This is a genomic window from Mesorhizobium sp. W067 (assembly GCF_054719525.1).
Genome location: NZ_JBTTII010000001.1, coordinates 988,138 through 1,013,336, shown reverse-complemented (window position 1 = coordinate 1,013,336; position 25,199 = coordinate 988,138). Strand labels below are relative to the sequence as shown.

23 protein-coding genes and 1 pseudogene are annotated in these 25,199 nt (G+C 62.1%); 13 read left to right on the top strand and 11 right to left on the bottom strand.

Annotated features, from left to right (window positions below):
* Positions 1–85 precede the first annotated feature (85 nt).
* On the bottom strand, positions 86–889 hold the full coding sequence (locus ACYG97_RS05025) for a MipA/OmpV family protein (RefSeq protein WP_023734252.1): 804 nt from the start codon (positions 887–889) through the stop codon (positions 86–88).
* 212 nt (positions 890–1,101) lie between these two features.
* Between ACYG97_RS05025 and ACYG97_RS05020 the strand changes: the two genes are divergently transcribed.
* From ACYG97_RS05020 to ACYG97_RS05005, 4 genes are all read left to right on the top strand, one after another.
* On the top strand, positions 1,102–1,407 hold the full coding sequence (locus ACYG97_RS05020; protein ID WP_023689559.1) for an ArsR/SmtB family transcription factor: 306 nt from the start codon (positions 1,102–1,104) through the stop codon (positions 1,405–1,407).
* The gene (locus ACYG97_RS05015; RefSeq protein ID WP_023694759.1) at positions 1,404–1,886 is read left to right on the top strand and encodes an SRPBCC family protein; all 483 of its coding nucleotides are present in this window, start codon (positions 1,404–1,406) and stop codon (positions 1,884–1,886) included. The genes ACYG97_RS05020 and ACYG97_RS05015 overlap by 4 nt, the downstream gene beginning before the upstream one ends.
* A 12-nt stretch (positions 1,887–1,898) precedes the next feature.
* Positions 1,899–2,312, top strand: a complete 414-nt coding sequence (locus ACYG97_RS05010) for an MAPEG family protein (protein WP_023734253.1) — start codon at positions 1,899–1,901, stop codon at positions 2,310–2,312.
* 128 nt (positions 2,313–2,440) lie between these two features.
* On the top strand, positions 2,441–2,995 hold the full coding sequence (locus ACYG97_RS05005) for an HdeD family acid-resistance protein (RefSeq protein WP_023671535.1): 555 nt from the start codon (positions 2,441–2,443) through the stop codon (positions 2,993–2,995).
* A gap of 29 nt (positions 2,996–3,024) precedes the next feature.
* On the opposite strand, the gene ACYG97_RS05000 is transcribed toward ACYG97_RS05005, so the two are convergent.
* Together ACYG97_RS05000 and ACYG97_RS04995 are read right to left on the bottom strand one after the other, a co-directional pair.
* The gene (locus ACYG97_RS05000) at positions 3,025–4,008 is read right to left on the bottom strand and encodes a bifunctional riboflavin kinase/FAD synthetase (protein WP_023734254.1); all 984 of its coding nucleotides are present in this window, start codon (positions 4,006–4,008) and stop codon (positions 3,025–3,027) included.
* 9 nt (positions 4,009–4,017) lie between these two features.
* On the bottom strand, positions 4,018–4,878 hold the full coding sequence (locus ACYG97_RS04995) for a TIGR01459 family HAD-type hydrolase (RefSeq protein ID WP_023734255.1): 861 nt from the start codon (positions 4,876–4,878) through the stop codon (positions 4,018–4,020).
* Positions 4,879–5,215: 337 nt separating this feature from the next.
* Here ACYG97_RS04995 and ACYG97_RS04990 point away from each other — a divergent pair, with 337 nt between their 5' ends.
* From ACYG97_RS04990 to ACYG97_RS04975, 4 genes are all read left to right on the top strand, one after another.
* Positions 5,216–7,105 carry a pilus assembly protein gene (locus ACYG97_RS04990; RefSeq protein ID WP_023694757.1) on the top strand — a complete coding sequence of 630 codons (1,890 nt, stop codon included), beginning with the start codon at positions 5,216–5,218 and terminating at the stop codon, positions 7,103–7,105.
* A gap of 187 nt (positions 7,106–7,292) precedes the next feature.
* Positions 7,293–9,266, top strand: coding sequence for a pilus assembly protein (locus ACYG97_RS04985; protein ID WP_023734256.1), 1,974 nt, complete (start codon positions 7,293–7,295; stop codon positions 9,264–9,266).
* Between the two features lie 155 nt (positions 9,267–9,421).
* Positions 9,422–10,054 (top strand): LysE family translocator, encoded by a 633-nt coding sequence (locus ACYG97_RS04980; protein WP_023734257.1) that lies wholly within the window; start codon positions 9,422–9,424, stop codon positions 10,052–10,054.
* A 146-nt stretch (positions 10,055–10,200) separates the two neighbouring features.
* Positions 10,201–10,731 (top strand): CAP domain-containing protein, encoded by a 531-nt coding sequence (locus ACYG97_RS04975; RefSeq protein WP_023671529.1) that lies wholly within the window; start codon positions 10,201–10,203, stop codon positions 10,729–10,731.
* A 29-nt stretch (positions 10,732–10,760) separates the two neighbouring features.
* Here the strand turns inward: ACYG97_RS04975 and ACYG97_RS04970 are convergent, their stop codons facing one another.
* From ACYG97_RS04970 to ACYG97_RS04950, 5 genes and pseudogenes are all read right to left on the bottom strand, one after another.
* Positions 10,761–13,379 (bottom strand): EAL domain-containing protein, encoded by a 2,619-nt coding sequence (locus ACYG97_RS04970; protein ID WP_245260852.1) that lies wholly within the window; start codon positions 13,377–13,379, stop codon positions 10,761–10,763.
* A gap of 333 nt (positions 13,380–13,712) precedes the next feature.
* A complete protein-coding gene (locus ACYG97_RS04965) occupies positions 13,713–15,248 on the bottom strand; it encodes a DHA2 family efflux MFS transporter permease subunit (protein ID WP_023734258.1) in 1,536 nt (511 codons plus the stop codon).
* Positions 15,249–15,597: 349 nt separating this feature from the next.
* Positions 15,598–16,815: an HlyD family secretion protein gene (locus ACYG97_RS04960; RefSeq protein WP_023734259.1), complete on the bottom strand. Its 1,218-nt coding sequence runs from the start codon at positions 16,813–16,815 to the stop codon at positions 15,598–15,600.
* Positions 16,812–17,282, bottom strand: a complete 471-nt coding sequence (locus ACYG97_RS04955) for a MarR family winged helix-turn-helix transcriptional regulator (protein WP_023705728.1) — start codon at positions 17,280–17,282, stop codon at positions 16,812–16,814. The genes ACYG97_RS04960 and ACYG97_RS04955 overlap by 4 nt, the downstream gene beginning before the upstream one ends.
* 126 nt (positions 17,283–17,408) lie before the next feature.
* Positions 17,409–17,617, bottom strand: a pseudogene (locus tag ACYG97_RS04950) (iron chelate uptake ABC transporter family permease subunit); the annotation flags it as partial.
* Between the two features lie 129 nt (positions 17,618–17,746).
* On the opposite strand from ACYG97_RS04950, the gene ACYG97_RS04945 reads away from it, so the two are divergent.
* The gene (locus ACYG97_RS04945) at positions 17,747–18,580 is read left to right on the top strand and encodes an AraC family transcriptional regulator (RefSeq protein ID WP_023734260.1); all 834 of its coding nucleotides are present in this window, start codon (positions 17,747–17,749) and stop codon (positions 18,578–18,580) included.
* 42 nt (positions 18,581–18,622) lie between these two features.
* Here ACYG97_RS04945 and ACYG97_RS04940 read toward each other — a convergent pair whose 3' ends face one another.
* The gene (locus ACYG97_RS04940; RefSeq protein WP_023734261.1) at positions 18,623–19,558 is read right to left on the bottom strand and encodes a bifunctional helix-turn-helix transcriptional regulator/GNAT family N-acetyltransferase; all 936 of its coding nucleotides are present in this window, start codon (positions 19,556–19,558) and stop codon (positions 18,623–18,625) included.
* Between the two features lie 79 nt (positions 19,559–19,637).
* On the bottom strand, positions 19,638–20,825 hold the full coding sequence (locus tag ACYG97_RS04935; protein ID WP_023734262.1) for an MFS transporter: 1,188 nt from the start codon (positions 20,823–20,825) through the stop codon (positions 19,638–19,640).
* 170 nt (positions 20,826–20,995) lie between these two features.
* On the opposite strand from ACYG97_RS04935, the gene ACYG97_RS04930 reads away from it, so the two are divergent.
* Entirely contained in the window at positions 20,996–21,622 is a 627-nt protein-coding gene (locus ACYG97_RS04930) for a TetR family transcriptional regulator (protein WP_023734263.1), read from the top strand.
* Here the strand turns inward: ACYG97_RS04930 and ACYG97_RS04925 are convergent.
* Complete coding sequence (locus tag ACYG97_RS04925; protein WP_023734264.1) at positions 21,619–22,488, bottom strand: hypothetical protein; 870 nt, start codon at positions 22,486–22,488, stop codon at positions 21,619–21,621. The genes ACYG97_RS04930 and ACYG97_RS04925 overlap by 4 nt on opposite strands.
* Positions 22,489–22,570: 82 nt before the next feature.
* Between ACYG97_RS04925 and ACYG97_RS04920 the strand changes: the two genes are divergently transcribed.
* The 3 genes from ACYG97_RS04920 to groES all read left to right on the top strand — a co-directional run bounded on the left by ACYG97_RS04920 (position 22,571) and on the right by groES (position 25,159).
* The gene (locus ACYG97_RS04920) at positions 22,571–23,368 is read left to right on the top strand and encodes a class I SAM-dependent methyltransferase (protein WP_023734265.1); all 798 of its coding nucleotides are present in this window, start codon (positions 22,571–22,573) and stop codon (positions 23,366–23,368) included.
* 331 nt (positions 23,369–23,699) lie between these two features.
* Positions 23,700–24,623 carry a hypothetical protein gene (locus tag ACYG97_RS04915; protein WP_023734266.1) on the top strand — a complete coding sequence of 308 codons (924 nt, stop codon included), beginning with the start codon at positions 23,700–23,702 and terminating at the stop codon, positions 24,621–24,623.
* A 239-nt stretch (positions 24,624–24,862) separates the two neighbouring features.
* A complete protein-coding gene (gene groES, locus ACYG97_RS04910) occupies positions 24,863–25,159 on the top strand; it encodes a co-chaperone GroES (protein WP_006203049.1) in 297 nt (98 codons plus the stop codon).
* Positions 25,160–25,199 lie beyond the last annotated feature (40 nt).

The following is a 25,199-nucleotide window of genomic DNA, read 5'->3' as shown; positions in this document are numbered from 1 at the left end:
AGCGCGCGAAGGCGCGAAAAGCTCGTCATTGCCGGGCTTTTAGCCGAGAAAGCCGCAGGAATAAAGCGTCTCTTGTTCGATTCACTTACATCGCGAAGTCGAAGCGATAGGTGGTCGAGACGCCGACCGTGAACTGGTTACGGTCGCCGCGCTCCTTGACCAGGCTGGAATCGGCGGCCGGGCCCGTCAGGCGCGCATATTCGCCGAACAGGCTGGCGGTCATCGGATCGGTCACCTTCCAGGTGATGGCGCCACCAAGGCCGGTCGATTTCAGGCCGCCGCCAGGATGGTATTCGCTCAGGCCCGAGGCCGCAGCCTCCTTGGCGTTGACACCATAATAAGAGTCGAAATAGCCCGACGAGGCAAAGGACACGCGTGGTCCGCCCGAAATTCTGACAGTCGGCGTCACGTCGTAGAAAGCATCGGCGGCGATGTCGGCGACAAAGCCATCATGGGCACGAATGCCATGGCGCAGTTCGGCGCGGGCGCGCAGCCAGTCCGTCGGATAGATTTCGAAGAAGCCGCCGACCTCACCGCCCCAGCGCACCGGGTCGAGGCCCTTGAGCTCATCCTTGCTGTCGCGGGAAAACAGGAATTTTCCGGTCAGGCCGGCGCGGACGCCGCCATCGTCGACCAGCGCCAGCGAGATGTTGTCGTTGCGCGAGCTAAAGCGTGCGGCCGGGCCGGCCTTGCCCAGCGAGATGATCGGCGATGCGCTGAGCAGATAGCTGTTGGAGCCCTCGAATTTCGGCGCGACCATGCCGGTGGCGCCAAGCGTCAGGTACCAGTCGCCGGACATCCAGCCGAAGGCACCCTCGCCCGCATTGGCGGTGGACACAGTGAGCAGCGCCGAGGCGAGAAACAGCGGAATCGTCCAGACAATACGCATCATCACCCCATACGCGAAACAAAACGGAGAGAACACCCGGCAGCCAAAGCCATGGCGCCGGTTCGGTAAAATTTGACTTAAAATCTACAGCAGTGGCGGCAACTGCGACCCTGTTTTTTGCGCTGTGGCCCATTTGAACAGGGCGCCGCCGGGCCTGTGGCGAGTTGACAGAAATAGCGAGGTTGCCTAAATTCGCGTTAGTGCAGACTAACATGAACAGATGGACAGCGCTTGGCGACCCGACCAGGCGGACGATCTTCGAACTGCTGGTCGAACAACCCTGTTCGGTCGGGGAATTGGCTCGTGCGCTTCCTGTCACCCGGCCGGCGGTCTCGCAGCACCTGAAGGTGCTCAAGGACGCCGGCCTCGTGGCCAACACACGGCTAGGCAAGCAACGCATCTACCGGGTCGAACCGGAAGGCTTGGCCAGCCTGCGCGCCGAACTCGACCGGTTCTGGAGCAAGACCTTGGCGGCCTACAAAGTGGTCGTCGAACAGCCCTTGAAGGAGCAGGAATGAGCACGCATCAACCGCCCGTGAGGCACTCCATCCTTGTCGAGGCTACGATCGCACATGCCTTCAAGGTCTTCACCGAGGACTTCGGCAGTTTCAAACCCAAAGAGCATAACCTGCTTGCGGTGCCGATCGCGGAGACGATCTTCGAACCCCGCGTTGGCGGTCACGTCTACGACCGCGGTGTGGATGGCAGCGAGTGCCGCTGGGCACGGGTGCTGGCCTACGAGCCGCCGAACCGACTGCTTCTGAGTTGGGATATCAGCCCTCAATGGCAGATCGAGACCAATCCGGACAGGACCAGCGAGTGGGAAGTCCGGTTTACGGCGGAGACGAATAGCCGGACCTGCGTCGAGATCGAGCATCGCAATCTCGAACGTCATGGCGAAGGCTGGGAAGGCGTGCGCTTTGGGATTGACGGTGATCAAGGCTGGCCGCTGTATCTCAGGCGATTCCAAGATCTTTTTGCCAGCAAGGTGACCTGAAGGAGCACAATTATGGAACCCTATTGGCTAAGCATCCTCGGTGTACTGATCCTCTGTCTTTTGTCAGTCGCGCTGGCGGTTTACTCGGGTTCGTCCAAGGGATTTGCCGGAGCGCTTTCCGGTCCGGTGATCCCGGCCGACGACGCCAATCTCCTCTACAGGATCGACCGCATGCATATGAACTCGGTCGAGGCGCTGGCGCCTTTTGTCGTCCCGGCGGTGCTGGCCATGATGGTTGGCGTTGGGTCGGCCACGTTGGCGACCATTGTCTGGGTTCATGTGGCGATACGCCTGCTTCACCTGGGGGTTTACCTACGCGGCGGCAATGCCGCCAAGGGTGGCAGTGTCAGAACGATCGTCTACGTCTCTGGAGCGATCGTCACGCTTGTCCTCGTCCTTGTGACTGGGTGGGCTGCCATAAATTGACACGTACGCGCGAACCTCAAGCCACCGACGCTTTGTTTGTTTGCTAGCCGTCGCCATCGGCTGGACGTCCGCTACAGCCGGGGCTAACCTCCCGGCAAGGTGCCAGGCGATTTCGAGGAGATGCAGCCATGACCCTGCACGGTGATACCCTGAAAGATGCGATCGGCCGGACACGGGACAAATGGGGGTGGTTCGTCGCGCTCGGCGTGCTGCTGCTCATCTTCGGCGGCATTGCCTTCGGCAATCTGTTCATCGCCACCGTCGCCTCGGTCTATGTCGTGGGCTGGCTGATGCTGATGGCCGGCATCATCGAGATCGTGCATGCCTTCGGCGTGAAGACCTGGAGTCGCTTCTTCTATTGGCTGCTCAGCGGCCTACTTTATGCCGTTGCCGGTTTCTTTGCCTTCGACAATCCGCTGCTGGCCTCGACGGTGCTGACCTTGCTGCTGGCGGTGGCGCTGGTCGCTTCAGGCGCGCTCAGGGCCTGGGTCGGCTATAGCCACCGACCGGAAAAGGGCTGGGGCTGGGTCGTCGCGGCGGGCCTGATCAGCGTGCTGGCGGGGCTGACCATCGCCATGGGCTGGCCGGTCAACAGCCTGTGGGTGCTCGGCCTGTTCCTGGCCATCGACCTGATCTTCCAGGGCTGGAGCTTCATCGCTCTCGGACTGGCGTTGAAGAAGTAGGGGCTTGAAGAGGTAAGCGGCCGGAAGGCTCAAAAAGCGATGGCGCCGTCCAGATCCGAAAGCGGCCTGACGCCGGCCAGCAGCGCGCGCGCCTCCGCCTCGTCGCGCTTCATTTGTGCCACCAGCCCATCGAGCCCATCGAACTTCACCTCGGGGCGCAAAAAGCCGAAGAACGATACGTCGCAGATCTCACCATAGAGATCGCCGGCAAAGTCGAAGACGAAGGTTTCGAGCAGCGGCGCGCCATTGTCGTCGACAGTCGGGCGACGCCCGAAGCTGGCGACACCATCATAGAGCGTGCCGTCGGCGCGGCGAAAGCGGACGGCATAAATCCCTTCCTTCAGAGTCGTTTCCGGCGAAAGCCTCATGTTGGCTGTCGGGAAGCCGAGCGTGCGGCCGAGCTGCTGGCCGCCGATCACTTCGCTTTCGACGGTGAAGCGGTAGCCGAGCAGGCCTGCGGCCTCGGCGACCTCTCCCTCGCAGAGCAGCTCGCGGATACGGCTCGACGACACGACCTCGGCGCCCTCGTCGCGAAAGGCGTCGACCAGGGTGACGCCGAAACCATGGCGCTCGCCTGCCGCCATCAGAAACGCAGGACCGCCCTGCCGGTCCTTGCCGAAGTGGAAATCGAAGCCGGTCACGGCATGGGTGATGCCGAGGTTCGACTCCAGTACATCGGTCACGAAAGCCTCGGCCGACAGGCCGGCAAAGGCGCGCGTGAACGGCTGTTCGACGAGTGCGGCAAAGCCCAGATGCGACAACAGCCGCGCCTTCATCGGCGGCGGCGTCAACACGAACAGCGGCATATCCGGCCTGAACACCTTGCGCGGATGCGGGTCGAAGGTCAGCACTAGCGCCGGCACGCCGCGCCGCCCGGCTTCGGCAAGCGCGCGATCGAGCACCGCCTGGTGGCCGCGATGGACGCCGTCGAAATTGCCGATCGCCACCACGCCGCCGCGCAAATGCGGCGGCAGCGGCGCGGTTGCTGAAATGTGTTCGAAAGCTGCGCTCATGCAGCAACCCTACCGCAGTCTCGGAATGACGGCGACCGGCCGGTAGCCGTGCTTTTGCAGAAAGGCTGCAAGCCTGGCGGGGTCCGGCTGCATGGGATCGCCATAGTCGCGCGCGTGAATGCCGCCCGAGACGTAAAGCACGTCGATGCCGTTGTCGGCGGCGCCCTTGACGTCGGTCATCATGCCGTCGCCGATGGCCAGCACCTCGGTGCGCGCGACGTCTCGGCCGAGAAGCACGGCGACCTCCCGCAGCGCTACGTCATAGACCGGCGCATAGGGTTTTCCGGCGATCAGCGTGCGGCCGCCAAGCTGGGCATAGTCGCGCGCCAAGGCGCCGGCGCACCAGATCATGCGCTCGCCGCGTTCGACCACGATGTCGGGATTGGCGCAGATGAAAGGCAGGTTCCTGGCGCGCAGCCGGCGCAGCATATCGGCGTAGTCCTCAGGCGTTTCCACCTCGTCATCGAACAGCCCGGTGCAGACCACGCCGGAAGCCTCGAACTCCTCGACGAGCTCGACGTCGAGACCGTCATAGAGGGTGAAATCGCGGTCGGCGCCGATATGGAAGATTTTTCGTGGACCTTCGGCGATAAGGTCGCGGGTCACATCGCCTGAGGTGACGACGCGATCGTAGGCGGCGGCGGGAACGCCGATCGCATTCATCTGCGCCACCACATCGGCATTGCGGCGCGGCGAGTTGGTGATCAGGACGACCGGGACCTTCGCCGCACGCGCGGCGGCAAGCGCTTGGGCAGCCGCCGGAAAATGCCATTCGCCATTGTGGATCACGCCCCAGACATCGCACAGGATGGCCGAGTAGGCGCCCGACAAATCCGCGAGCGAGCCGATGATATCAGGCGAATCCGCCATGCCGTTTACCTGCTGTGACGATCATTGCGAGAGCTGCAGCCGACGGTCCGCCGCAACCGGCCCCGCATTAACCGAAGCGTTTCATCCTGTCACCAGCTTTTCGGCACTTGCGAGGCTGTTGCGCAACGGGCTGATCGAAGGTTGCAACAGGCAGGAACCACCCTTCTCCGAGCTTCGGTCGATCGAAACAATGTCGCACCGCTGATCACCAGGGCCGAGTGGTTAACGAGCCTTGAAAAGATGGCCCTATGTTGAACGCAGTTCAGCAACCTGAAATTTAACGATTTTGTGGGCATCTTCGGACCGATATTGGGGTCCTGGCAGGGGTGCTGAAGGCATGATCCGCAGATTTCTGAACGACAGACGCGGCAACTATGCCTTGATGACAGTGATCACCATGGTGCCCTTGATGGGCGCGCTGGCGCTTGCCATCGACTACACCGACCTCCTGCGTCAAAAGCAGAACATGCTGAATGCGCTGGATGCCGCCGGGATCGCCACGGCACAGCAGATCGTCACCGGGGCGACCGACACGGCAGTCAAGGCCTATGCGAAGGATTTCTTCGAAGCCAATCTCGGCCGCGTCAAAGCAGCCAATACGGCCCTGACGGTGACGCTTCCCAACAACAACGCAGGTGGTGGCACGCTGAAGCTGTGCGCCGAATTGACGTACCACCCCTATTTCCTGCCGGCAGCGGCCATGATGATCGGAAGAACCGCCGCCGACGTCACAACATCGGCATGCTCGGAGATCCGCCTCAAAAACACGCTGGAAGTGTCTCTCGTGCTCGACAATTCCGGCTCTATGAGCATCAACGGCTCCGGCACCGGCCAGCCGCGAATAGATTTGCTCAAGAAGGCCGCGACCGAGCTTGTCAATACAATGGCGCTCCAGGCCGCACAAATGAAGCAGGTGACCAAGCCGGTGCAGTTCTCGCTGGTCCCGTTTTCTGCGTCGGTCAATGTCGGCGCTCCGATCCCCCCGGCTCCATTGCCGACGTGGCTGGACACGACCGGCATTTCCCCGATCCATCATCAGAACTTCGATTGGTCGACGATGACAGCGGCGGCAAATGCCACCAAATGGATCGAAAAAGTAGGCAGCGTTTACTACCAGCGCGGCACGGGCTGGGGCACTGACAAAGACAAGGAGATGACGCGTTTCACCCTCTATCAGGACATGATGGCAACGACCTGTACGAAGAAAAACTCGAACGGCACTTGCAAGACCTCCGTCGTCGCCAAATACGAAGCCTGGAAGGGCTGCGTGGAGGCGAGGCCGTATCCCTATAATGACGACGACACGTCGCCGACCACTGGCACGCCCGCCACCATGTTCGTGCCGATGTTCGCGCCGGACGAAGCTGGCAATTTCTGGACCGACACAACTCGCACCAGCACATCGACGTGGGGTTACGCCAACAATTGGTGGATCGATTATTCCGACACGCTGACTGTCCCCAAACGCCAGGCGGATATGCGCAAGTATTTTCTGACAAAGCCCTGGGACGCAGCAGCCGCTGCGGCCGATGATGGACCCAATTCGGCATGCACGACCGCCGCGATCACGCCGTTGCAGGACATAACCACCACCGATGGCAAGAAAATCCTGACCGATGCCATCAATGCCATGGCCCCGACGGGCAACACCAACGTGCCGGAAGGGCTGGCCTGGGGCTGGCGGACGGTGTCGAGCAACGAGCCTTTTACGCAAGGCCGGCCGAACACCGAAAGAGGCAACGACAAAGTGGTCATCGTCCTGACCGACGGCGCAAACACCTATAGCATCGGCCCCAGCAACGACATGACCAGCAACTACGCCAAGAATGGATCGACCTACGCCGCCTATGGCTACACCGGTCCTAATTTTCCGAAGCCAGTGGAGCCTGCGACCCGCCTGTTCGTCAACACGACCGTCGCCAAGACAACCTATACGGCGACCAACTACACGGCCGCGCTTGACGAGCAGATGCAAACCCTTTGCGCCAATGCGAAGAATTCGAACATTCTCTTGATGACCGTCTCGCTCGACCTTGTTAGTTCCAAGCCGGCGGAAAAGACTGCCATAGATGCGCTCAAGAAATGCTCCTCGGATTCGCGCTTCCGCAAGGATCCGACCGACCCGAGCAAACCGGCGAAGCTGTACTGGAACGCGACCGGCGCCACCTTGTCGCAAAGTTTCAAGGAAATCGCCGACGAACTGTCGAACCTGCGCATCGTCAGCTGATCGGCGCGATCTTTCGAACAAGGCGCTCCGCCTCGGCGGGGCGTTTTGCGTTCGGCAGCTGGCGCATTTGGTTAGCGCCTGGTGAAGCGCTATCCGCGCAATCGAGCAGTTTCCCAAACCCGTCCTTCAACGTTTTGTGAAACTGTGGCGGCATTGAAGAATCCGCAGGCGGGGCCGCTTACATCACATGCGTGAACTCTGGCGCACATTCCGGCGTGACTTCTGGCGTGACCGCCGCGGCAATTACGCTCTGATGACCGTTGTGGCGATGGTGCCACTGATGGGCGGCGTGGCCATGGCCGTCGACTACACCGGCGTGGTCAGCGAGAAGCAGAGGGTGGTCAACGCGCTCGACGCCGCCAACTTCGCCACCGCGCGCCGGCTGGTGGAAGGCGCCACCGACGACCAGTTGCGGGCCTATGCGCTCGACTTCTTCAAGGCAAACCTCAACGACGTCGATCCCGCCGACACGACGCTCAGCGTTACGCTGCCCAGCAGCACGACCGGCGGCGGCATCGTCAAGCTGTGCGCCAGCCTGGTCTACAAGCCCTATTTCCTGCCGGCAGCGGCGATGCTGATCGGCAGGACGTCGGAAAACGTCACCTACTCCGTGTGTTCGCAAGTCCGGCTGAAGAACACGCTGGAAGTGGCCATGGTGCTCGACAATTCGGGGTCGATGTCGAACACGGGCACGGGTGCCGGACAAAAGCGCATCGACCTTCTCAAGCAAGCCGCCAAGCAGCTCGTCGACACGCTTGCCTTGCAGGCCGCGATGATCAAGCAGATCGACAAGCCGGTCCAGTTCAGCCTTGTGCCGTTCGCCGCCTCGGTCAATGTCGGCGCCAGCAACGACAACGCGTCGTGGATCGACGCCTACGGGCTGTCGCCCATCCACAATGAGAATTTCGCCTGGTCCACCCTTAACGCAGCCGACAAATATGCCCAGAAGATCGGCGGCATCTGGTACAAGAAAGGCACTGGCTGGGGTGAGCAGGAGGGGCAGATGCTGACCCGCTTCTCGCTCTACCGCGACATGAAGGTGGTCACCAGCCACGAGCGCATCGTCGGCAGCAAACGCGTGGTCTGCGACAAATATCGTGCCAATCATACATGCTCGGACAGCCACAACGAATACGACTACAACGACACATACGGACCGTTCGCCAGCTGGCAGGGCTGCGTCGAGGTCCGTCCCTACCCCTATAATGTCACCGACGCGCCGGCCTCCGGCGGACCGAACAACACCGGCACCGGCGTCGGCGATCCCGCGACCATGTTCGTGCCGATGTTCGCGCCGGACGAGCCGGGCAATCATTGGTACATAACGCAGGACCCCGACGAGGTGGCCCCCAAGACCTATGGCGCAGCCAACAGCTGGTGGAACGACGATCCGGCGAGCACCACCGGCAAGACCAGGCAGTCCAACATGGCCAAGTATTTCCAGCCACGGCCGATCAATGCTCCGGTGCTGGGGACGGGTGCAGGTCCGAATTACAGCTGCACCACCACGCCGATCACACCGCTGACCGACGTCGCCAACGCCGCCGGGCTGACCAAGATCAAGGCAGCAATCGACCTGATGGCGCCCAACGGCAACACCAATGTGCCGGAAGGCATGGCCTGGGGCTGGCGCACCGTCTCCAGCACGGAGCCTTTCACAGGAGGACGTCCTGAGACGGAACGAGGCAATGACAAGGTGGTCATCGTGCTCACCGACGGCGAGAACACCTATTCGACGGTGAGTTCCGACCCCGCCGGCAACAAGTCGACCTATGCCGGCTATGGCTATACCGGCGTCGGCTACAACGGCACTGCGGTCACCCGCCTGTTCGGCGGCACGTCGAGCGCCATCGGCCAGCTCAACTATTCGTCGAGCAACTACACCGCCGCGCTCAACGAGCAGATGGCGACGCTGTGCAACAACGCCAAGGCGGCCAACATCATGGTGATGACGGTGGCGCTCGACATGTCGACGACCGACGCCGGCGACAAGAGCGCGATGGAGGCACTGAAGACGTGCTCGTCGGACTCGCGCTTCCGCAAGGATCCGGCCGACCCGAGCAAGCCTGCAAAACTGTTCTGGAACGCGACCGGCGCCACGCTGTCCGACAATTTCAAGGAAATCGCCAACGAGCTCTCGAACCTGCGCGTGGTGAGCTGAGGGTTGAAGCTGCTGATCTTCCCCCTTGCGGGGGAAATTGGCGGCTTCGCCGCTTTCGCCAATTTTCGACGCTGGCGCAAAGTCTCCGGCCATCATGCTCTTGCGGTGAGTCAAAACGCGTGCTCGGTATCGTCACCGCTTCCCGGAGATTGCCCGTGCCCGAAACCGCCAACCATCTAGCCTTCGCGCTGGTCTGCCTGGGCATGGTGCTGACGCCCGGGCCGAACATGATCTACCTGATCTCGCGCTCGCTGTCGCAAGGCCCCAAGGCCGGGCTGATCTCGCTCGGCGGCGTGGCGGCCGGCTTTCTGTTCTATGTCGTATCGGCTGCGCTGGGCATCACCGCGCTGCTGCTTGCCGTGCCGTTTGCCTATGACGCACTGCGCATTGCCGGCGCGCTCTATCTGCTATGGCTCGCCTGGCAAGCGGTGCGGCCCGGCGGGCGCTCACCATTCCAGGTGCGCGAACTGCCGAAGGACAGGCCGCGCAAGCTGTTCGCGATGGGCCTGATGACCAATCTCCTCAACCCCAAGGTGGCGGTGCTTTATCTGTCGCTGCTGCCGCAGTTCATCTCGCTGGGCAAGGGCCATGTGCTGTCGCAGCTTCTGGTGCTCGGCGCCACGCAGATCTCGATCAGCCTGACCGTCAATGCCATCGTCGCGGTAACGGCCGGTTCGATCGCCACCTTCCTTGCCGGACGGCCGCTATGGATGGTCATCCAGCGCTGGATGATGGGCACGGTGCTTGCTGGGCTGGCGCTTAAAATGGCGACCGACGCGCAACGCTGATCGGACGCAGCGCGCCGAGACTACATCGGCCGCCGACCTTCCCATTCGAATCGGCCGGCCGAACCTGCACGGAGGCCAGCGATTGAGATTTTCGCAGCCCTGCCCGGCAAAAGCCATGATCGCCGCTAAGTCAGGCAGGCATGACAATGATCTGCACCACCAATCACCCGCTCGCGCAAACCCGCTCTGGCGCAGCAAGTCCAAAACCAAACAGGCGCCTGCTGCTGATCGGCCTTGCAGCCATGGCCGGCCTCGCTGCTTGCAGCACGGTCTCGGTGCCGACCGGCGAAGGCGCCGGTGTGTCGTCCTCGGCCACCGCGACGCTGGCCGGCATCCGAGCTTCGGCCGGACTGCCGGCGCTGGTGCCGGACGCCCAGCTCGAGCAGGCCGCTCGGCAGCAGGCCGGCTATATGGCCTCACGCGAGCGCATGAGCCACACGACGGGCTGGGGAAAGGATTTCGCGTCGCGGATGAAGGACAATGGCGTGCGGGGCGCCGCCGCCGAGAACATCGCCGAGGGCCGCTTCGACCAGCAGAAACTGTTCGACATATGGATGCATTCGGCTGGCCACCGCCGCAACATGCTCGATCCGGATTTCAGCCGCTTCGGCCTCGCCTATGTACGCGACGGACGCGACAGCGCCATCCGCTACTGGAGCCTGGTGCTCGGAAAATAGCAGCCAGCGGTTACGGCGCGAGCCAGCCGTCAGCCTTTCGCGATCAGCTCGCCGATATCCCCGGCCGACAGGGGTTCGCTGAAATAATTGCCCTGCACCTCGTCACAATTGTTCTTGCGCAGGAAGGCGACCTGGTCTTCCGTTTCGACACCTTCGGCCAGCACCCGAAGGTTCAACTTCTGCCCCAGGGAAATCACGGCGCCAGTGACCGCCTGATCGTTCTCGTCGGTCGCGAGATCGTTGATGAAGGACTTGTCGATCTTCAGCCGCGCCACCGGAAACGTCTTGAGGGCGCTGAGACTGGAATAGCCTGTTCCGAAATCGTCGATCGATATCTGCACGCCGAGCTTTTGCAGTCCGTTCATCGTTGCGACCGCCAGCTCGAAATCCTGCATGATCAGGCTTTCCGTCACTTCGAGCTCGAGATACCTCGCCTCCAGGCCGCTTTCCTTCAATGCGTTGACGACGCGGTCGATCAGGTTCTTCTCCCGGAACTGCCGCGCCGACACGTTGACGCAGACGGTTACGGGCGACAGACCGGCGCGCTGCCAGGCTTTGTTCTGCCGGCAGGCTTCGTGCAGGATCCAGTCGCCGAGCGGCACGATCAGCCCGGTCTCCTCGGCGGTCGGGATGAACATCGCCGGCGAAACCAGGCCTCGCGTCGGGTGGTTCCAGCGCACCAGCGCTTCGACGGCGAAAACCTGCCCCGATCGCAGATCCACCTGTGGCTGATAATGCAGAGCGAATTCCGACCGGGCGAGCGCGTTTCGCAATTCCTCCTGAAGCAGGAATTTTTCATGTGCCGTTGAGTTGAACTCCGGGGCATAGAACTGGAAATTGTCGCGGCCGAATTCCTTGGCGCGATACATGGCGGCGTCGGCATTGGCCAACAGCGTATCCGGGCTGGTCCCGTCCTTCGGGTAATTTGCGATGCCGATGCTGGCCGTCGTTCTCAGCCGATGCTCTCCGACAAGAACCGGTTCCGCGATCGCATCCCTGATCGTCTGCAGGGTTTCCGAGACCACATCGACATTGGTGGTTTGGTCGAACAGGACGATGACAAATTCGTCGCCGCCAAGCCGCACGACGGTGTCGGTGGCCTTCACGCATCCAACCAAACGGCTGGCGACGGTCTTGAGGAGTTCGTCGCCGGCATTGTGGCCAAACGTATCGTTCACCAGTTTGAAATTGTCGAGATCGATGAACACCACCGTCATCCAGCGATTGTATCGCTGCGCGTAGAGGACCGCCTGGGAAAGCCGATCCTCCAGCAAAGCGCGATTGGGCAGGCCGGTCAGCGCATCATGGTTGGCCATGAAGTGGATCTGGTCTTCCGCCAGTTTGCGCTCGATCGCGATGCCGGCAATGTGTGTGGTGAATTCGATCAGGCGGGTCTCGGCATGGGTGGGTTCGCGCACGGTCATCGAATACATGGCAAAGGCGCCCAACACGACGCCCCGATGCGACAGGATCGGGGTTGACCAGCACGAACGATAGCCATGGGGTGCCGCCAGTTCGCGGTAATCGTCCCAAAGCGGATCCTGCAGAATATCGGTAACAATGACCGGTTCCCGCCGGTAGATGGCGGTTCCGCAGGATCCCACCTTGGGACCGATGGCCGCCCCATCGATGGCGCTCGTATAGGCTTTCGCCAGGCCCGGCGCCGCACCGTGACGCAAATGAATGCCGTCCTTGTCGAGCAGCAGGACGGAACCGAATATTCCCTTCAACTGAGCCTCGACGAAGCGCATGAGGCGGTCGAGCACGTCCTCCAGCGGCGCGCTCGTGGCAATCATTTCGAGGATCTGCGCCTGCCCGCTGCGAAGGACATCCGCCTGCTTGCGGGCGGTGATGTCGTGGGCAATGCCAACCAGGCCGAAGATTTCATTTTGGCGATTGCGCAACGGCACCTTCGTCGACGAAAGCCATTTGCCGTTCCCCGACGCATCGACGACAAACTCTTCCGCGTCGATCACTGGTTGTCCGCTCTTGAGCAGGCGCTGCTCGACCAGGCGAAATTTCCGCGCAACTTCCGGGGCGTGGAGATCAAAATCGGTCAAACCGATCATGTCGCTGGTCTTGTTGCGCCCGCTATCGGTCGCAAGGGCGCTGTTGACCACGACGAAACGGCTTTGCGTATCCTTGACCCAGAGATAATCCGGCACCCAGTCGATCAGCGCCTGCAGCGAAATGCGCTCGTCGACGATCTGCCGATTGGCGAGAAGTTCAGTGATGTCCTCATGCGTGGCGATCCAACTGCCATCGGGCATGGGCTGGTTACGGATCTGGATTGTGCGACCATCGACAAGTTTGGCGGTCCAGAGCCGCGAAGCCTTGCCCGAATTGATCGAGCGAGCCGTTGCGAGATAGGTGTCGGCGGCCGTCGCCGCCGTGCCGGCGGCGACGCGGCGTTCGACGATTTCGCTCAGTGTCACGCCAGGCCGCAATTCCTCGGGCGCAATGCGGTAGATTTCCGCATAGCGCCGGTTGCTCAGGATCAGGCGTTCATCGGCATCGAAAAAGCAGATGCCTTGCGAAATATTCTCGATCGCAGTCTCGAAGCGCAGGGTCTGCCCTTCGAGACCCGCAATGGTCGTGCGAAGTTCTCCCTCGAGCGTATCGTAGGAAACGTCAGCCAGTCTTGCCAATGCGGCTACGCCCACCGGCCCGCGCGCCCCGACGGATCTTCTGGATGACTTCGTGACCAAACAGACCTCCTCCGGTTTGGCACCTGAAACAAGAAAGGGCCTCTGTCGTGCCAGACGAAAGTCGACTGACAATGTTACAGATGTGCTAATTCAAGATGAACTGTAACGGAATTGGAGGCGTCAGCAACCAGATACCAAAGGTGCAAATGTCATTTCAAATCAACTTCCAACGGCTCATTATCGATATTCTTTTGCACACGCGGGTTTTGACGATCATCCGAGCAACAATCATCAGGGGCAACCAGCTTGCTGCCAGCGCTACCGGCGCCCGCCTCAATCCATATGCGCGGCAGGAGCGGCCGCGCCGGCCGGAGCGGTCTTCGGCTTGCGCAGCAGGAAGACAAACGGAATGGCAACCAGCGTCATCACCATCAGCAGTTTGAAGTCGTTGACGTAGGAGATCATCATCGCCTGGATGTTGACCATGCGGTCCACCTGCGAAAGTGCCGTCGGATCGCCGCCTGCTGCCGCCGGCGAGGCCGCCCACAAATTGGGGTTGAACGGATTGATGAAAGCCGACAGTTCGGTGTGATTGACCTGCGTGTTGCGCACCATGAGAACCGTCACCACCGACACGCCGATCGATGAACCGAGATTTCGAACCAGGCTGAACAGAGCCGTGGCGTCGGTGCGAAAGCGCACGTCGAGCGTGGCGAAGGCCACCGTGGACAGCGGCACGAACACCATGCCCATGCCCAGGCCCTGGATGACGCCGGAGCTGAGGATCAGCCAATTGTCCATTTGCGGCGTGAAGGAGGACATGGTGTAGAGCGACTGCGCGGTGAGCAGAAAGCCGACGACGACGAGGATGCGGGCGTCGATCCTGCTCATGAGCCGCCCAACGACAAGCATCGAAATCATCGTGCCGACACCGCGCGGCCCCAGGACGACGCCGATGGTGACGGTCGGATAGCCGAAGATGGTCGACAGCATCGGCGGCAGCAGCGACATCGAGGCCAGGATCAGCACGCCCATAACGAAGATGAAGGCCAGACCGGTGACGAAATTGCGGTCGAGGAAGATCTTGGGGTCGATGAAAGGACGTTCCGCCGTCAGTGTGTGGATGATGAACACCCAGAAGCCGGTGATCGAAAGAGCAAGCTCGATCCAGATTTCGACCGAGGAAAACCAGTCGACCTCGCCGCCGCGGTCGAGCAGCAGCTGCAGTGCGCCGACGCCGAGCGAAATCATGGCGAAACCGAAGAAATCGAAGCTGCGGATCCGCCGGGCAACGACCGGCAAATAGGCTGCCATGCCGAGGAAGGCGATGATGCCGACCGGCAAATTGATGAAGAACACCCAGCGCCAGTTGAAATTCTCGGTCAGCCAACCGCCCAGCGTCGGACCCAGGATCGGCCCCAGCATGATGCCGGCGCCCCAGATGGCCATCGCCTGGCCGTGGCGTTCCCTGGGGTTGATGTCGAGCAGGAAGGTCTGCGACAGCGGCACGATGGCTGCGCCGAACACGCCCTGCATCAGCCGGAAGAACACAATGCTCTCCAGGCTCCAGGCAATGCCGCACAGCATCGAGAACACGGTGAAGCCGACAACCGCCGCCAGGAACAGTTCCTTGCGGCCGAAGCGGTCGGCCAGCCAGCCGGTCACCGGCGTCATGATCGCGGCGGCAACGATGTAGGAGGTCAACACCCAGTTGATGTTGTCGGGCGACGCGCCGAGGTCGCCGGTCATGGTCGGCAGCGCGACATTGGCGATCGTGGTGTCGAGCGCCTGCATGACCGTCGCCAGCATCAGCGCCACGGTGATCAGGCCGCGATGCGGCACTTCCTTGAAAGGTTCTGGTGTGGTCATGATGCGGAACTTCCGACAGGTAACAAAAACGTATACACTAGGTTTCCGGGCGGCGAGGCCTTCTCTGGTGAAGAGACCCTCATCGCGGTGGGACGCGATCTATCGATGTGGGGGTTACATCGATCGAAGGTCTCGACACATCAGGCGCTTGCCGCCCGGAAATCCAAGGTCCGAAGGATGGGCGCCGAGATGGTCCAGGTTCTGGGCAGGCCGCGATGCGGCCCGGTCCAATCCACCCCTCGTTCAACCTGCCGTCGGACCGATCCTGTCATCTCAACTTCACCTCGCCTGCGGCGGGCGTTCTGCCGGGCCGTGATCCTGCTTTTCGAGATCACGGTCCATTCACAGTCTATTGTGCTTCGCCTGCGGTGGCGTGGCCGAAGATAGCGGGGAACCCGCGAGCAACGCCGGTATCCACCGTAACCGAGGCGCTCATGCCGGTGCGCAGCGCCATTTTGGCGTCGGCATCGGTCAGTTCCAGGCGCACCGGAATGCGCTGCGTGACCTTGACCCAGTTGCCGGTGGCGTTTTGAGCTGGCAGCAGCGAAAACTCCGCGCCGGTGCCGGCGCCGATCGCCTTGACGGTGGCCTCGAAAGTTCTGCCCGGATAGGTGTCGACGACGATCTCGGCCTTCTGGCCAGGCTCCATGTGGGTAAGCTGGGTTTCCTTGAAATTGGCATCGATCCAGGTGTCGCCGGTCTCGACCAACGCAAACAGCGGCGTGCCGGAACCGACATACTGGCCGATCTTGAACGAGGAGGCCTGGCTGATGACGCCGTCGGCCGGCGCCTTGACCGTGGTCTGCGCCAGATCGTAGGCGGCCTTGTCGCGCGCGGCGAGTGCGGCCATCACCGTCGGATGCTTGTCGGTCTCGATATCGGGATTGCCGGCGAGAGCCGCCTTGGCGCTGATGATGCCTTGCTCGGCAACGGCCAGTTGCTGCCTGGCCTTGTCGAGATCGTTCTTGGCCTCGTCCAGCGACGATTTGGCGTTGATGCCCTTCTGGGCAAGGTCGGCGGCGCGGTCGTACTGCGACTGCGCGTAGTCGACCTGGCTGGCATCGGACTTTTCCTGCGCCAGCGCCTGGCTGTAGGCGGCGCGCAGCTGTTCGATACCGACGCGTGCGACTGCGACCGCCGCGTCGGCCTGCGCCAATGCAATCCGGTAGGGCTCGGGGTCGACGGCAAACAGCACATCGCCCTGCTTGACCTGCTGATTGTCCGAGATGCCGACCTGAACGATGCGGCCGGCGGTGTCCGAGGCGATCGACACCTTGGCCTGCTGCAAATTGGCGTTCTCGGTTTCCTGATAGCGGCCGCCGGTCACCCAGACGTAGCCCCCGCCAATGGCCAGCGCGGCCGGCAGGGCGACCATCAGCAGCAAGCGGCCGATGCGGCGCTTCTTGACCGGAGCCGGAGCGGGTTGAACCGGGGGAGCCACCGCGACAGGTGCTGCGGCCGGCTGTGCAGGCGCTTCGGCAGCCGGCTGTGCCGGCGCTTCGGCAGCCGGCTGTGCCGGCGTCTCGATCTTGGTAACATTCTCGTCTAGTTTGGCTGCCGCGTTCATGCTGCTGCCCCTTCCGTACTCTTCAAGGACGACGTCTCGCCGTCCGCCAGGTTTTGCACGATGGTGTCCAGCGCCCGGATCAGGACGCGGCGGTCGTCCGGCGAAACGCCGACCAGCGATTCCTCATAAACTTCGCCGGCAAGGCTTTTGACCTCGGCATAGGCCGCGTTCGCCTTGGCTGTCGGGAAGATCATGCGCACGCGCCGGTCAGTTGCATCGGAGCGCCGTTCGATCCAGCCGCCCTCCTCCATCCGGTCGACGAGGCGTGAAACGCTGATCGGCTCGATTTCGAGAAGTTCGGCGAGGCGAGCCTGGGCGACGCCGGCCTCCTTGGCGACGCGAACCAGAAGCCGCCATTGTGCCGAGGAAAGGCCAAGACCGCTGGCGCGCGCCTCGAAGCGCTTGCGCATAAGGCGCTGCACGTCGTGGATCAAAAAGCCCAATCTATCTATGCCGTCGGAAACCATGAGCGGTATATATTATAAGCGTGCTTACCATTCAAGGCGCCGCATTGCACCAGAGCCGAAAAAGAGGGATGGCAGCCATGCAGATGCGGTCACGGCACAGGCAATGACGGTTGCGGATGACCTCCCGACCGAGACGTGAATTGCCGTCGAGAACGCCGCGAGGAGAAAGGTCGTCTTGCGCGTCCTCGCCACCGGCACATCTAGGCTTTCGGCGGCATTTTCGCCGGCGGGGAAGGCATCGAGCCGGCGGTGGTTCCACAGGGCAAAGGCAAGGATGGTGCCCGCACCCAGCGCGCCCGGATATTGTCCCAGCGAGCCAGGCCGAGGCCGCCCAGCAGCGGCTTTCCACGATGGTGACCTGCCACAGTCGACCAGCGCCCTTCGATTTTACGACAGGCGCAATTTCGATCAAACTGGCCTCGCAAAAAGCCGGCAGCATGGTGTGGCCAAATGCGAGGAGACTCATGAACCCGACCGAGAAAGCGCTGTGGTTTGTCGAGAGCCATTTGCCGGAAGCGATCTCGCTTGAGGATGTCGCGCAAAGCAGCGGCGTCTCGCGCTTTCATGTGACGCGCGCCTTTGGCGCCGCCACCGGCCGTTCGGTGATGGGCTATATGCGCGCGCGCCGGCTGACCGAAGCGGCGCGCAAGCTGGCTTCCGGCGCGCCCGACATCCTCGCGGTCGCGCTCGATGCCGGCTACGCCTCGCACGAAGCCTTCACCCGCGCCTTCCGCGATCAGTTCGGCACGACGCCGGAACTGGTGCGCGCGCAGGGCAGCCTCAGCAATCTCGACCTGGTGGAGCCGATCCTGATGGACCAGTCCTTCCTCGCCTCACTGCCGCCGCCGCGCTTCGAGACCGGCCGTCCCTTCCTCATTGCCGGCCTCGGCGAGCGCTACAGCTGCGAAACCAGCGCGGCCATTCCGATGCAGTGGCAGCGCTTCGGTCCCTATATCGGCAACATTCCGGGCGAGACCGGCGACGTCGCCTATGGCGTCTGCGTCAACGGCGACGATGCCGGCAATTTCGACTATATCGCCGGCGTCGAAGTTTCGGATTTCTCGGACCTGCCGAAGGAGCTTTCGCGGGTGCGGGTGCCGGCGCAGAAATACGCCGTGTTCACCCATGCCGAGCACATCTCCACGATCCGCCGCACCGTCAACACGATCTGGAACAAATGGCTGCCGGCCTCGGGGCACGATATAGCCGACGGCCCCGAATTCGAACGCTACGGCCCGGAGTTCCATCCGCGCAGTGGCAATGGCGGGCTGGAGATATGGATTCCGGTTAGAGTGTGAGAGCGTTTGCGCGCGATCTTGCCTTCTTCCGGTGAAAAGGCGCTACAGCTCCAGGTTCCAGTTCTGGCCGACCAGATCCTTGCCGAAGGCGTGATGGCGCTCTTCGTCCACCAGCCTGAAGCCCGCACTCTCATAGATGTGCCGGGCGGCGGTCAAAATGTCGTTGGTCCACAGGGTCAGCGTCTTGTAGCCCCTGGCGCGGGCGAAGCCGATGCACTCCTGAACCAGCCGCTTGCCGATGCCGAGGCCGCGCGCCGATGGTTCGACATAGAGCAGGCGCAGCTTCGCCACCGCGTCGGATTTGCGCACGACGAAGACCGAGCCGACCACCTCCCCTTGCCGTTCGGCAATCCAGCTGCGTTCCCATTCTGGATCGAAGGATTTTACGAAGGCGCCGAGGATTTCGGCGACCAGCGCCTCGTAGGTTTCGTCCCAGCCATAGTCCTGTGCGTAGATCTGTCCTTGGCGGCGCACCACCCAGCCGATGTCGCCGACCTGCAAGGGGCGCAGCATATACGGCACTTTGGACTCCGGGCTGTCGCCCAGGAGTTGCTGCACCGTCTGCATGGCCTTGACCAGCCGGTCCTGTTCGGCAGCAGGAAGCCGCTCCAGCAAGGCCGCGACCTGGTCGTGCGAAGCCCGGTTCAGCGGCGCGAAGGCCTGCCGGCCCACCGGCGTCAGCGTGATCGACGACTGCCGCGCATCCGACGCCAGCGGCGCGCGCGCAATCAGCTGCAGGTGCTCGAACTTCTTCAGGAGCCGGCTGACATAACCGGCGTCGAGGCCGAGATCGCGGATGAGATCGCTGGCGGTCAGGCCATCGCGATGCGCCAGTTCGTAGAGCACCCGCGCCTTGGTCAGCGAGAAGGCGCTTTTCAGCAGGCCTTCGTCGAGCAGACCTATCTGGCGGGTGTAGAAGCGGTTGAAAGCCCGCACCGCGTCGATGCGTTCCTTGCCGGGTTGATGATGGATCGTCATGGGAAGCCTCCTGCCCATCAACGATCGGTCATTTATTTGACTTAGTCAAGTATCGAGGAGATGCTCCCCCGGTCGTGTCTCAGGCGATGGCGCGGCGGCGCCGTGCGATCAGGACGAACAGGCCGAGCAGCACGACGCTGGCCGCAGCACTGGCGGCGGCAAATTCCGGCACCGGCCGAAAATCCTTGCCGTCGATCAGCAGCGATGCCGCGACCGGGCCGATCGCCAGACCGAAAAGCTGGGCCGCCGGCACCAGAAGCACGGCCGTGCGCGTCTCGTCGGCGGTGATCGCCAGCCGGATCTGATAGGGCACGATGAACAGAAGGATGAAGCCCATGATCAAGGCCGCGACCCAGAAAACCGTCAGGCCGGGGCTGCCGGCGAGCACCACGGAACTGGCGACGGCGACCACGCCGATCGCCACGATGGCGAAGCGGTAGTCGATACGCGCCTCGAAGACGGTAGCCGTCATTGCGCCCAGCACCTGCAATGCCAGGCTGGCCGAGACGATCAGGCCGACGCTGCGGCCATCGATGCCGTATTGTGCGCCAAGCGGCTCGAGAAACGCCCAGACCGAGCCGAAGAACATGAAGTAGCAGAAGACGCACAGCAAAGCGGCAAGCGAAGGAACGGTCAGCACATTGCTGAACTGTTCCTCCTTGGGCAGGTCGGCATAGCTATCCGGGACGATGAAGGCGACGGCCACCGAGGCGATGCAGACGACGGCAAGAACGATGAAGCCGCCCGCCGATCCGGCGGCCGGGATGACGTAAAGCGCCAGCAGCAGGGCAAGGGCGCATTGCGCCAGGGTCTGAAGGGTGACGAAGAAGCCGCCGATGCGCTCGGCCCGGCGTGAACGGGCGATCAGTTCCGTGGCGACCGCCACCAGCCCACCCTCGGCGAGGCCGGCCACCGCGCGGGCGGCAATCAGCGAGGTCGAGGTCAGCGCATAGGCGGTCGCGCAGTTAGCCAGCGCCAGCAAGAGCAGAAGGACGGCACTTTTCAAGCGCATATTGTGGGCGGACAGCATCATGGCGATGGCCGCCGATCCGATGCCGATGGCGATCATCTCCGCCGTGGCGACCAGCGCGAGTTCGTCACCGCTGACATGCCCTTCGGTGTAGAGCGCGCCGAGAAGCACCGGCTGCAGCCCGAGAATGAGCAGCCCGACCGAGCCGATCCACAATGCCGAGGCGAGTTGCGCCCCAGTGGGGTTGCCGACCAGCCAGTCGCCGTTCCCGGCATCCGCGTTACCAGCAGAAGTCACGGTCGCCTCCCAACGTCCTTGCCTGACGGCAAAAAAACTGACAGTCTGTCAGCATTTAGAAACTGATACTCGATCATATTCGTTTGTCAATCAGTAGCGGGACTTGGCACCAACAAGGCTGGGGATGGTCTTGGCGATCGAATGGTCTGGGCGATCGAGAGGATGGCGGCATGAACGAAGCAGTGCAGATGACGACCGAACCGAGGCGCAGGCCCAAACAGGAGCGCAGCCGCGAGCGCATCGACGCCATCCTGTCGACGACCATGCGGCTGATCGGCGAGAAAGGCATCGACGCCGTCACCATGAAGGAAGTCGGCGCACAGGCCGGCGGGCCGATCGCCACCGTCTATCATTACTTCCCCAACAAGTCGGCGATCCTGGCGATGCTCTACGAGCGGTTCTCCGAAGTGAGCCGCTCTCGGCTTGCCGCGATCGTCGCCGACATTGGCGGGCTGGGCGACGTCATCGCGGCGGCCGACCGGCTGCTCGACGACTACTATGAGCGCGTCGCCGGCGACCCCGCCATTCAGGACCTGCAAAACGCCATCCAGGCTGACAAGGCGCTGAAGAATCTCGACATCGCCGAAACCCGGCGCCAGGCGACGATGTTCTGCGACCATGTCGGCCCCTTTCTCGCGCCAGAGCGACGCAATGAGTTCGGCCGTATGGTTTTCCTGATCTTCCAGCTGGCCGGCGGCGTCGTGCGCATGGCGCTGACCCAGAACCAGGAGGAAAGCCGCCACACCATCGAGGACTACCGGTCGATCATCCATACGCAGTTGGGACTGTTTCTCTAGCGCCCGATTCGACCCCGTCCGGTCTGGTGGATGAGGTTTTCGAAGCCGTCGGCCAGGTTGGCTGTGCCGGCGGCAACAATCTTCGACAGGTTCCTGGCGCGACCTGGGGTCTTGTTGGCATCGAGCAGCACGGCCCTGCCCTCATGCACGACAAAGTCGAATTTGCCATAGTCGAAGCCCAGCTTCCGACGCAGGGCGCGCAGTTCGTCGGGAACCGCAACCGGCTGCCGGCGGACGGTGTTGTCGCCCTTGACCAGGCGCTGCGGCGAGACATAGCGGGTGCAGCGCTCCCGATCGCCGCAGAATATCCAGAACCGCGCCGCAAACCCGTCGGGCTCGATTTCGGGAATGAATTTTTCCACGATCAGGTCGGCACGCCTGAAAATCTCCGGCGCCACATCGGCCAGCGAGGCATGCACCTGATAACGATCGAAGGTCTGCGCGCCCGGGAAAGGCACTGCCTTGCCGGCGCGAACGGATTTTCGGTTGAGCTGCTCCTCGGGCGTCCCCCAATGATTGAGGTTGCTCTTGACGATGACCTGGCCGCTCCAGTTGGCACCCTCCTCGAGGATCGCACCGCTGATGCGGCGCTTGGAAATGTCGGTTGCACCAAGATTGAGACAAATCGGAAATCCGCGCGCGTAGTCGACATAGTCCGATGGCGTCACTGTCGCGTCGACATGCAGGACGGCAATATCGGCGTTATGACTTGCCGAAGGTCCACGCATGATCTGCACGGAGTGACCGCGCCGTTTCAGCTCCGCCAGGACGTCGAACAGCATGTAGGGGCTGTCCTGGCGCAGCAGGAGGCCCCGCCGGCTCTGGAAGCGGTCAAATTCATGCGTTATGACGGCAATGCGGGCCATGGCCTTTCCTGCATGAGGTAACTCGCAAGGCAACCAACAGCCTGGAAGGAAATATGTCCAGCCTTTCCCCAAACCGTTCCGCATGACTGAGCATTGGGACGCAATTCGCCGTCATTGGCGGCTTCTCGGGTCGCCGCTGTGTCCGCCCCCGGAAGCTGTCGCCGCCTATGAGCGCGAACTTAGCCTGCAATCAGTCGATGTGGTGCTGCTCGGGGTCACGCCGGAGCTTGCCGGCCTCGGAAGGACCATGCTCGCGATCGACGAGTCCACTGCCATGATATCGGGCATCTGGCCGGGCGATACCGCCTCACGCAAGGCGGTGATCGGCAACTGGCTGGAGTTGCCGCTGGGCGACGAAAGCGCCGGGGCGGTGATCGGCGACGGCTGCCTGTCGGCGCTGGACTCCTCGGTTGCACGGCAGGCGCTGCTTGCCGAGATCGCGCGTGTGCTGAAGTCCGGTGGGCGGGCTGCATTGCGCGCCTATGCAAGCCCTCAGGTGCCGGACGATCTGCAGGAGGTCCGGGCGCTGACGCTGTCCGGTGGTGTCGCGACCTTCCACGAACTCAAATGGCGCATTGCCATGGCTTGTGCCGGCGGCGATCCCGACCGCGCCATTCCGGTGCGGGCGATCCTCGACGCCTTCGATGCGCTGTTTGCCGACCGGGAGGCCCTTGCCGCGACGACCGGATGGGAGATGCCGGTCATCGGCACCATCGATGTCTATGCGAATTCGCAGACTGTCTACAGTTTCGCCCCGGCGGCGACGCTGGTCGAAGAGGCGAGCCGGTTTTTTGACAGTGTCCGCCTCGCGCCGACAGGGGGTTATGGGCTGGCGGAACGATGCCCGCTTCTGGTGCTTGAATCGCCGCGGCGCCGGTAGATTTCTTCGGCACGCTGTTGCCGCATGACACTCGGTGGGCGAAGCCTGTCGAAGTCTAGGGCGGCATGACCATCTGGCCTTGGTTCGCCGCAATTTGCGGAGTCGGCCAGCTTCAGAGCTTTACTTTGGCATGCGGAAACTAGACTTTCCTCCAGTAGTTCAGCTCTGCGGGAGGGATGCATTGGGGATTCGCTTTCAATGGTTTGCACGCCTGATGGCAATTGCCGCGGCACTCGGGGCCACATTGCCACCGGCCCAATGCGAAGATGCACACTCGTTGATCGTGCCTTTGATCAAATTGGAGTATCCCGGAGAGCCAAGGAACATTCGCATGCTTTATGTGAAAATCCTTTCGCTCGGCGATCACACAGTAAACCAGCCTTTGCTGCTCGATACCGGATCGAGCGGAATGACGATCGAGTGCCAATCGGTGCTGTCGGCCGAACTCTGTTCGGACACAGGAATAAAGATCACGAAGGATCAGCAGATCGACGGCATCATGGTGACCACGCAACAAGCGGTGATGACGTATGGAACTTACGATGAGTACGGCAACGTTGCCTATGCTCGCGTGGCTTTCGGGTCGCCGAAATCCCCGGTCGCCACCATCACTGCAATCCCGTTCCTCATCCGCTACAAAGTAGTCAGGCGAAGTACCGGCGAAATCGTTGGTGGCCCGCTTTGGGCCAAAGGCACTTTCGGTATCTCTCCCGTTGGCGGAGGCGGACCAGACCGGGTCATCAAATCTCCGCTTGCCTATGTGAACTTTGGGCCCGGCCTCCACAAAGGCTATTACCTCTCGCCGATCGGCGCCAAATGGAAGGTCTGCACAAACGAGGACGGCAACTGCCCGCAAGTGGAAGGGCTCCATATTGGCGTGCCGAAAGACGTAAAAAAGGACTTCAGGGTGCAAAGCTGGAAAGTGGCCAGCTTGCGATACAATTTTCCCACGACCGACGCCTGTATCTCATGGGGATTTGAACCGACGTGCCGGCCAACGCTTTACGATACGGGCAACTCAACGATCATGGTCCCCACCGACGCCTCGGCGCCGTATTCGTCGCTGAACCGAGGCACGAAAGTCCTGGTAAAAGCCGACGGACAGGACGATTGGAATTTCAAGACCACCTACAATCCCGAGGTGGAGATCGTTCCCGGGCTTGAGCATAACATCGTCGGCATCCGCTACTTCGAGAAGAATAGCATGTTGCTGGATTTTGAAACGCGCGAGATCGGCCTGCGCCTCGGACATTGAGTTCCCATCGACAGGACGGCATTCGGGCCTGCGTTCAGGCAGCGAGCCGGGTTTTCCGGAATCGTGAGGCAACTTTGGATAAATTTCGCGCTATTGCCCCTTCCCGCGCGCCTTGACTCTCGAAAGCCACGCGCTTATTTCAGCGCGACGTTAGCACTCTCCCCAGGTGAGTGCTAACGCACATCCGGCACCGCCGGATCGAGGAACAGCTCTCACCGTTCTCATTCGAGGAAGAAAAAATGGCAAAGTCGAAGTTCCGCCCGCTTCATGACCGCGTGGTCGTACGCCGGGTCGAATCCGAATCCAAGACCGCCGGCGGGATCATCATCCCGGATACGGCAAAGGAAAAGCCGCAGGAAGGCGAGATCATCGCCGTCGGCTCCGGCGCTCGCGACGAAGCCGGCAAGCTGGTCCCGCTGGACGTCAAGGCCGGCGACCGCATCCTGTTCGGCAAGTGGTCGGGCACCGAAGTCAAGCTCAATGGCGAAGACCTTCTGATCATGAAGGAATCCGACATTATGGGCATCATCGGCTGATTATCGGCCTCACCGTCAACTGAATTTCGGGCTTGATCGC

Bases quoted from the DNA above. Each gene is read 5' to 3' on its own strand.
- ACYG97_RS05025 (WP_023734252.1), bottom strand. From the start codon at position 889: ATGCGTATTGTCTGGACGATTCCGCTGTTTCTCGCCTCGGCGCTGCTC.
- ACYG97_RS05020 (WP_023689559.1), top strand. From the start codon at position 1,102: ATGAACAGATGGACAGCGCTTGGCGACCCGACCAGGCGGACGATCTTC.
- ACYG97_RS05015 (WP_023694759.1), top strand. From the start codon at position 1,404: ATGAGCACGCATCAACCGCCCGTGAGGCACTCCATCCTTGTCGAGGCT.
- ACYG97_RS05010 (WP_023734253.1), top strand. From the start codon at position 1,899: ATGGAACCCTATTGGCTAAGCATCCTCGGTGTACTGATCCTCTGTCTT.
- ACYG97_RS05005 (WP_023671535.1), top strand. From the start codon at position 2,441: ATGACCCTGCACGGTGATACCCTGAAAGATGCGATCGGCCGGACACGG.
- ACYG97_RS05000 (WP_023734254.1), bottom strand. From the start codon at position 4,008: ATGAGCGCAGCTTTCGAACACATTTCAGCAACCGCGCCGCTGCCGCCG.
- ACYG97_RS04995 (WP_023734255.1), bottom strand. From the start codon at position 4,878: ATGGCGGATTCGCCTGATATCATCGGCTCGCTCGCGGATTTGTCGGGC.
- ACYG97_RS04990 (WP_023694757.1), top strand. From the start codon at position 5,216: ATGATCCGCAGATTTCTGAACGACAGACGCGGCAACTATGCCTTGATG.
- ACYG97_RS04985 (WP_023734256.1), top strand. From the start codon at position 7,293: ATGCGTGAACTCTGGCGCACATTCCGGCGTGACTTCTGGCGTGACCGC.
- ACYG97_RS04975 (WP_023671529.1), top strand. From the start codon at position 10,201: ATGATCTGCACCACCAATCACCCGCTCGCGCAAACCCGCTCTGGCGCA.
- ACYG97_RS04965 (WP_023734258.1), bottom strand. From the start codon at position 15,248: ATGACCACACCAGAACCTTTCAAGGAAGTGCCGCATCGCGGCCTGATC.
- ACYG97_RS04960 (WP_023734259.1), bottom strand. From the start codon at position 16,815: ATGAACGCGGCAGCCAAACTAGACGAGAATGTTACCAAGATCGAGACG.
- ACYG97_RS04955 (WP_023705728.1), bottom strand. From the start codon at position 17,282: ATGGTTTCCGACGGCATAGATAGATTGGGCTTTTTGATCCACGACGTG.
- ACYG97_RS04945 (WP_023734260.1), top strand. From the start codon at position 17,747: ATGAACCCGACCGAGAAAGCGCTGTGGTTTGTCGAGAGCCATTTGCCG.
- ACYG97_RS04940 (WP_023734261.1), bottom strand. From the start codon at position 19,558: ATGACGATCCATCATCAACCCGGCAAGGAACGCATCGACGCGGTGCGG.
- ACYG97_RS04930 (WP_023734263.1), top strand. From the start codon at position 20,996: ATGAACGAAGCAGTGCAGATGACGACCGAACCGAGGCGCAGGCCCAAA.
- ACYG97_RS04925 (WP_023734264.1), bottom strand. From the start codon at position 22,488: ATGGCCCGCATTGCCGTCATAACGCATGAATTTGACCGCTTCCAGAGC.
- ACYG97_RS04920 (WP_023734265.1), top strand. From the start codon at position 22,571: ATGACTGAGCATTGGGACGCAATTCGCCGTCATTGGCGGCTTCTCGGG.
- ACYG97_RS04915 (WP_023734266.1), top strand. From the start codon at position 23,700: ATGCTTTATGTGAAAATCCTTTCGCTCGGCGATCACACAGTAAACCAG.
- groES (WP_006203049.1), top strand. From the start codon at position 24,863: ATGGCAAAGTCGAAGTTCCGCCCGCTTCATGACCGCGTGGTCGTACGC.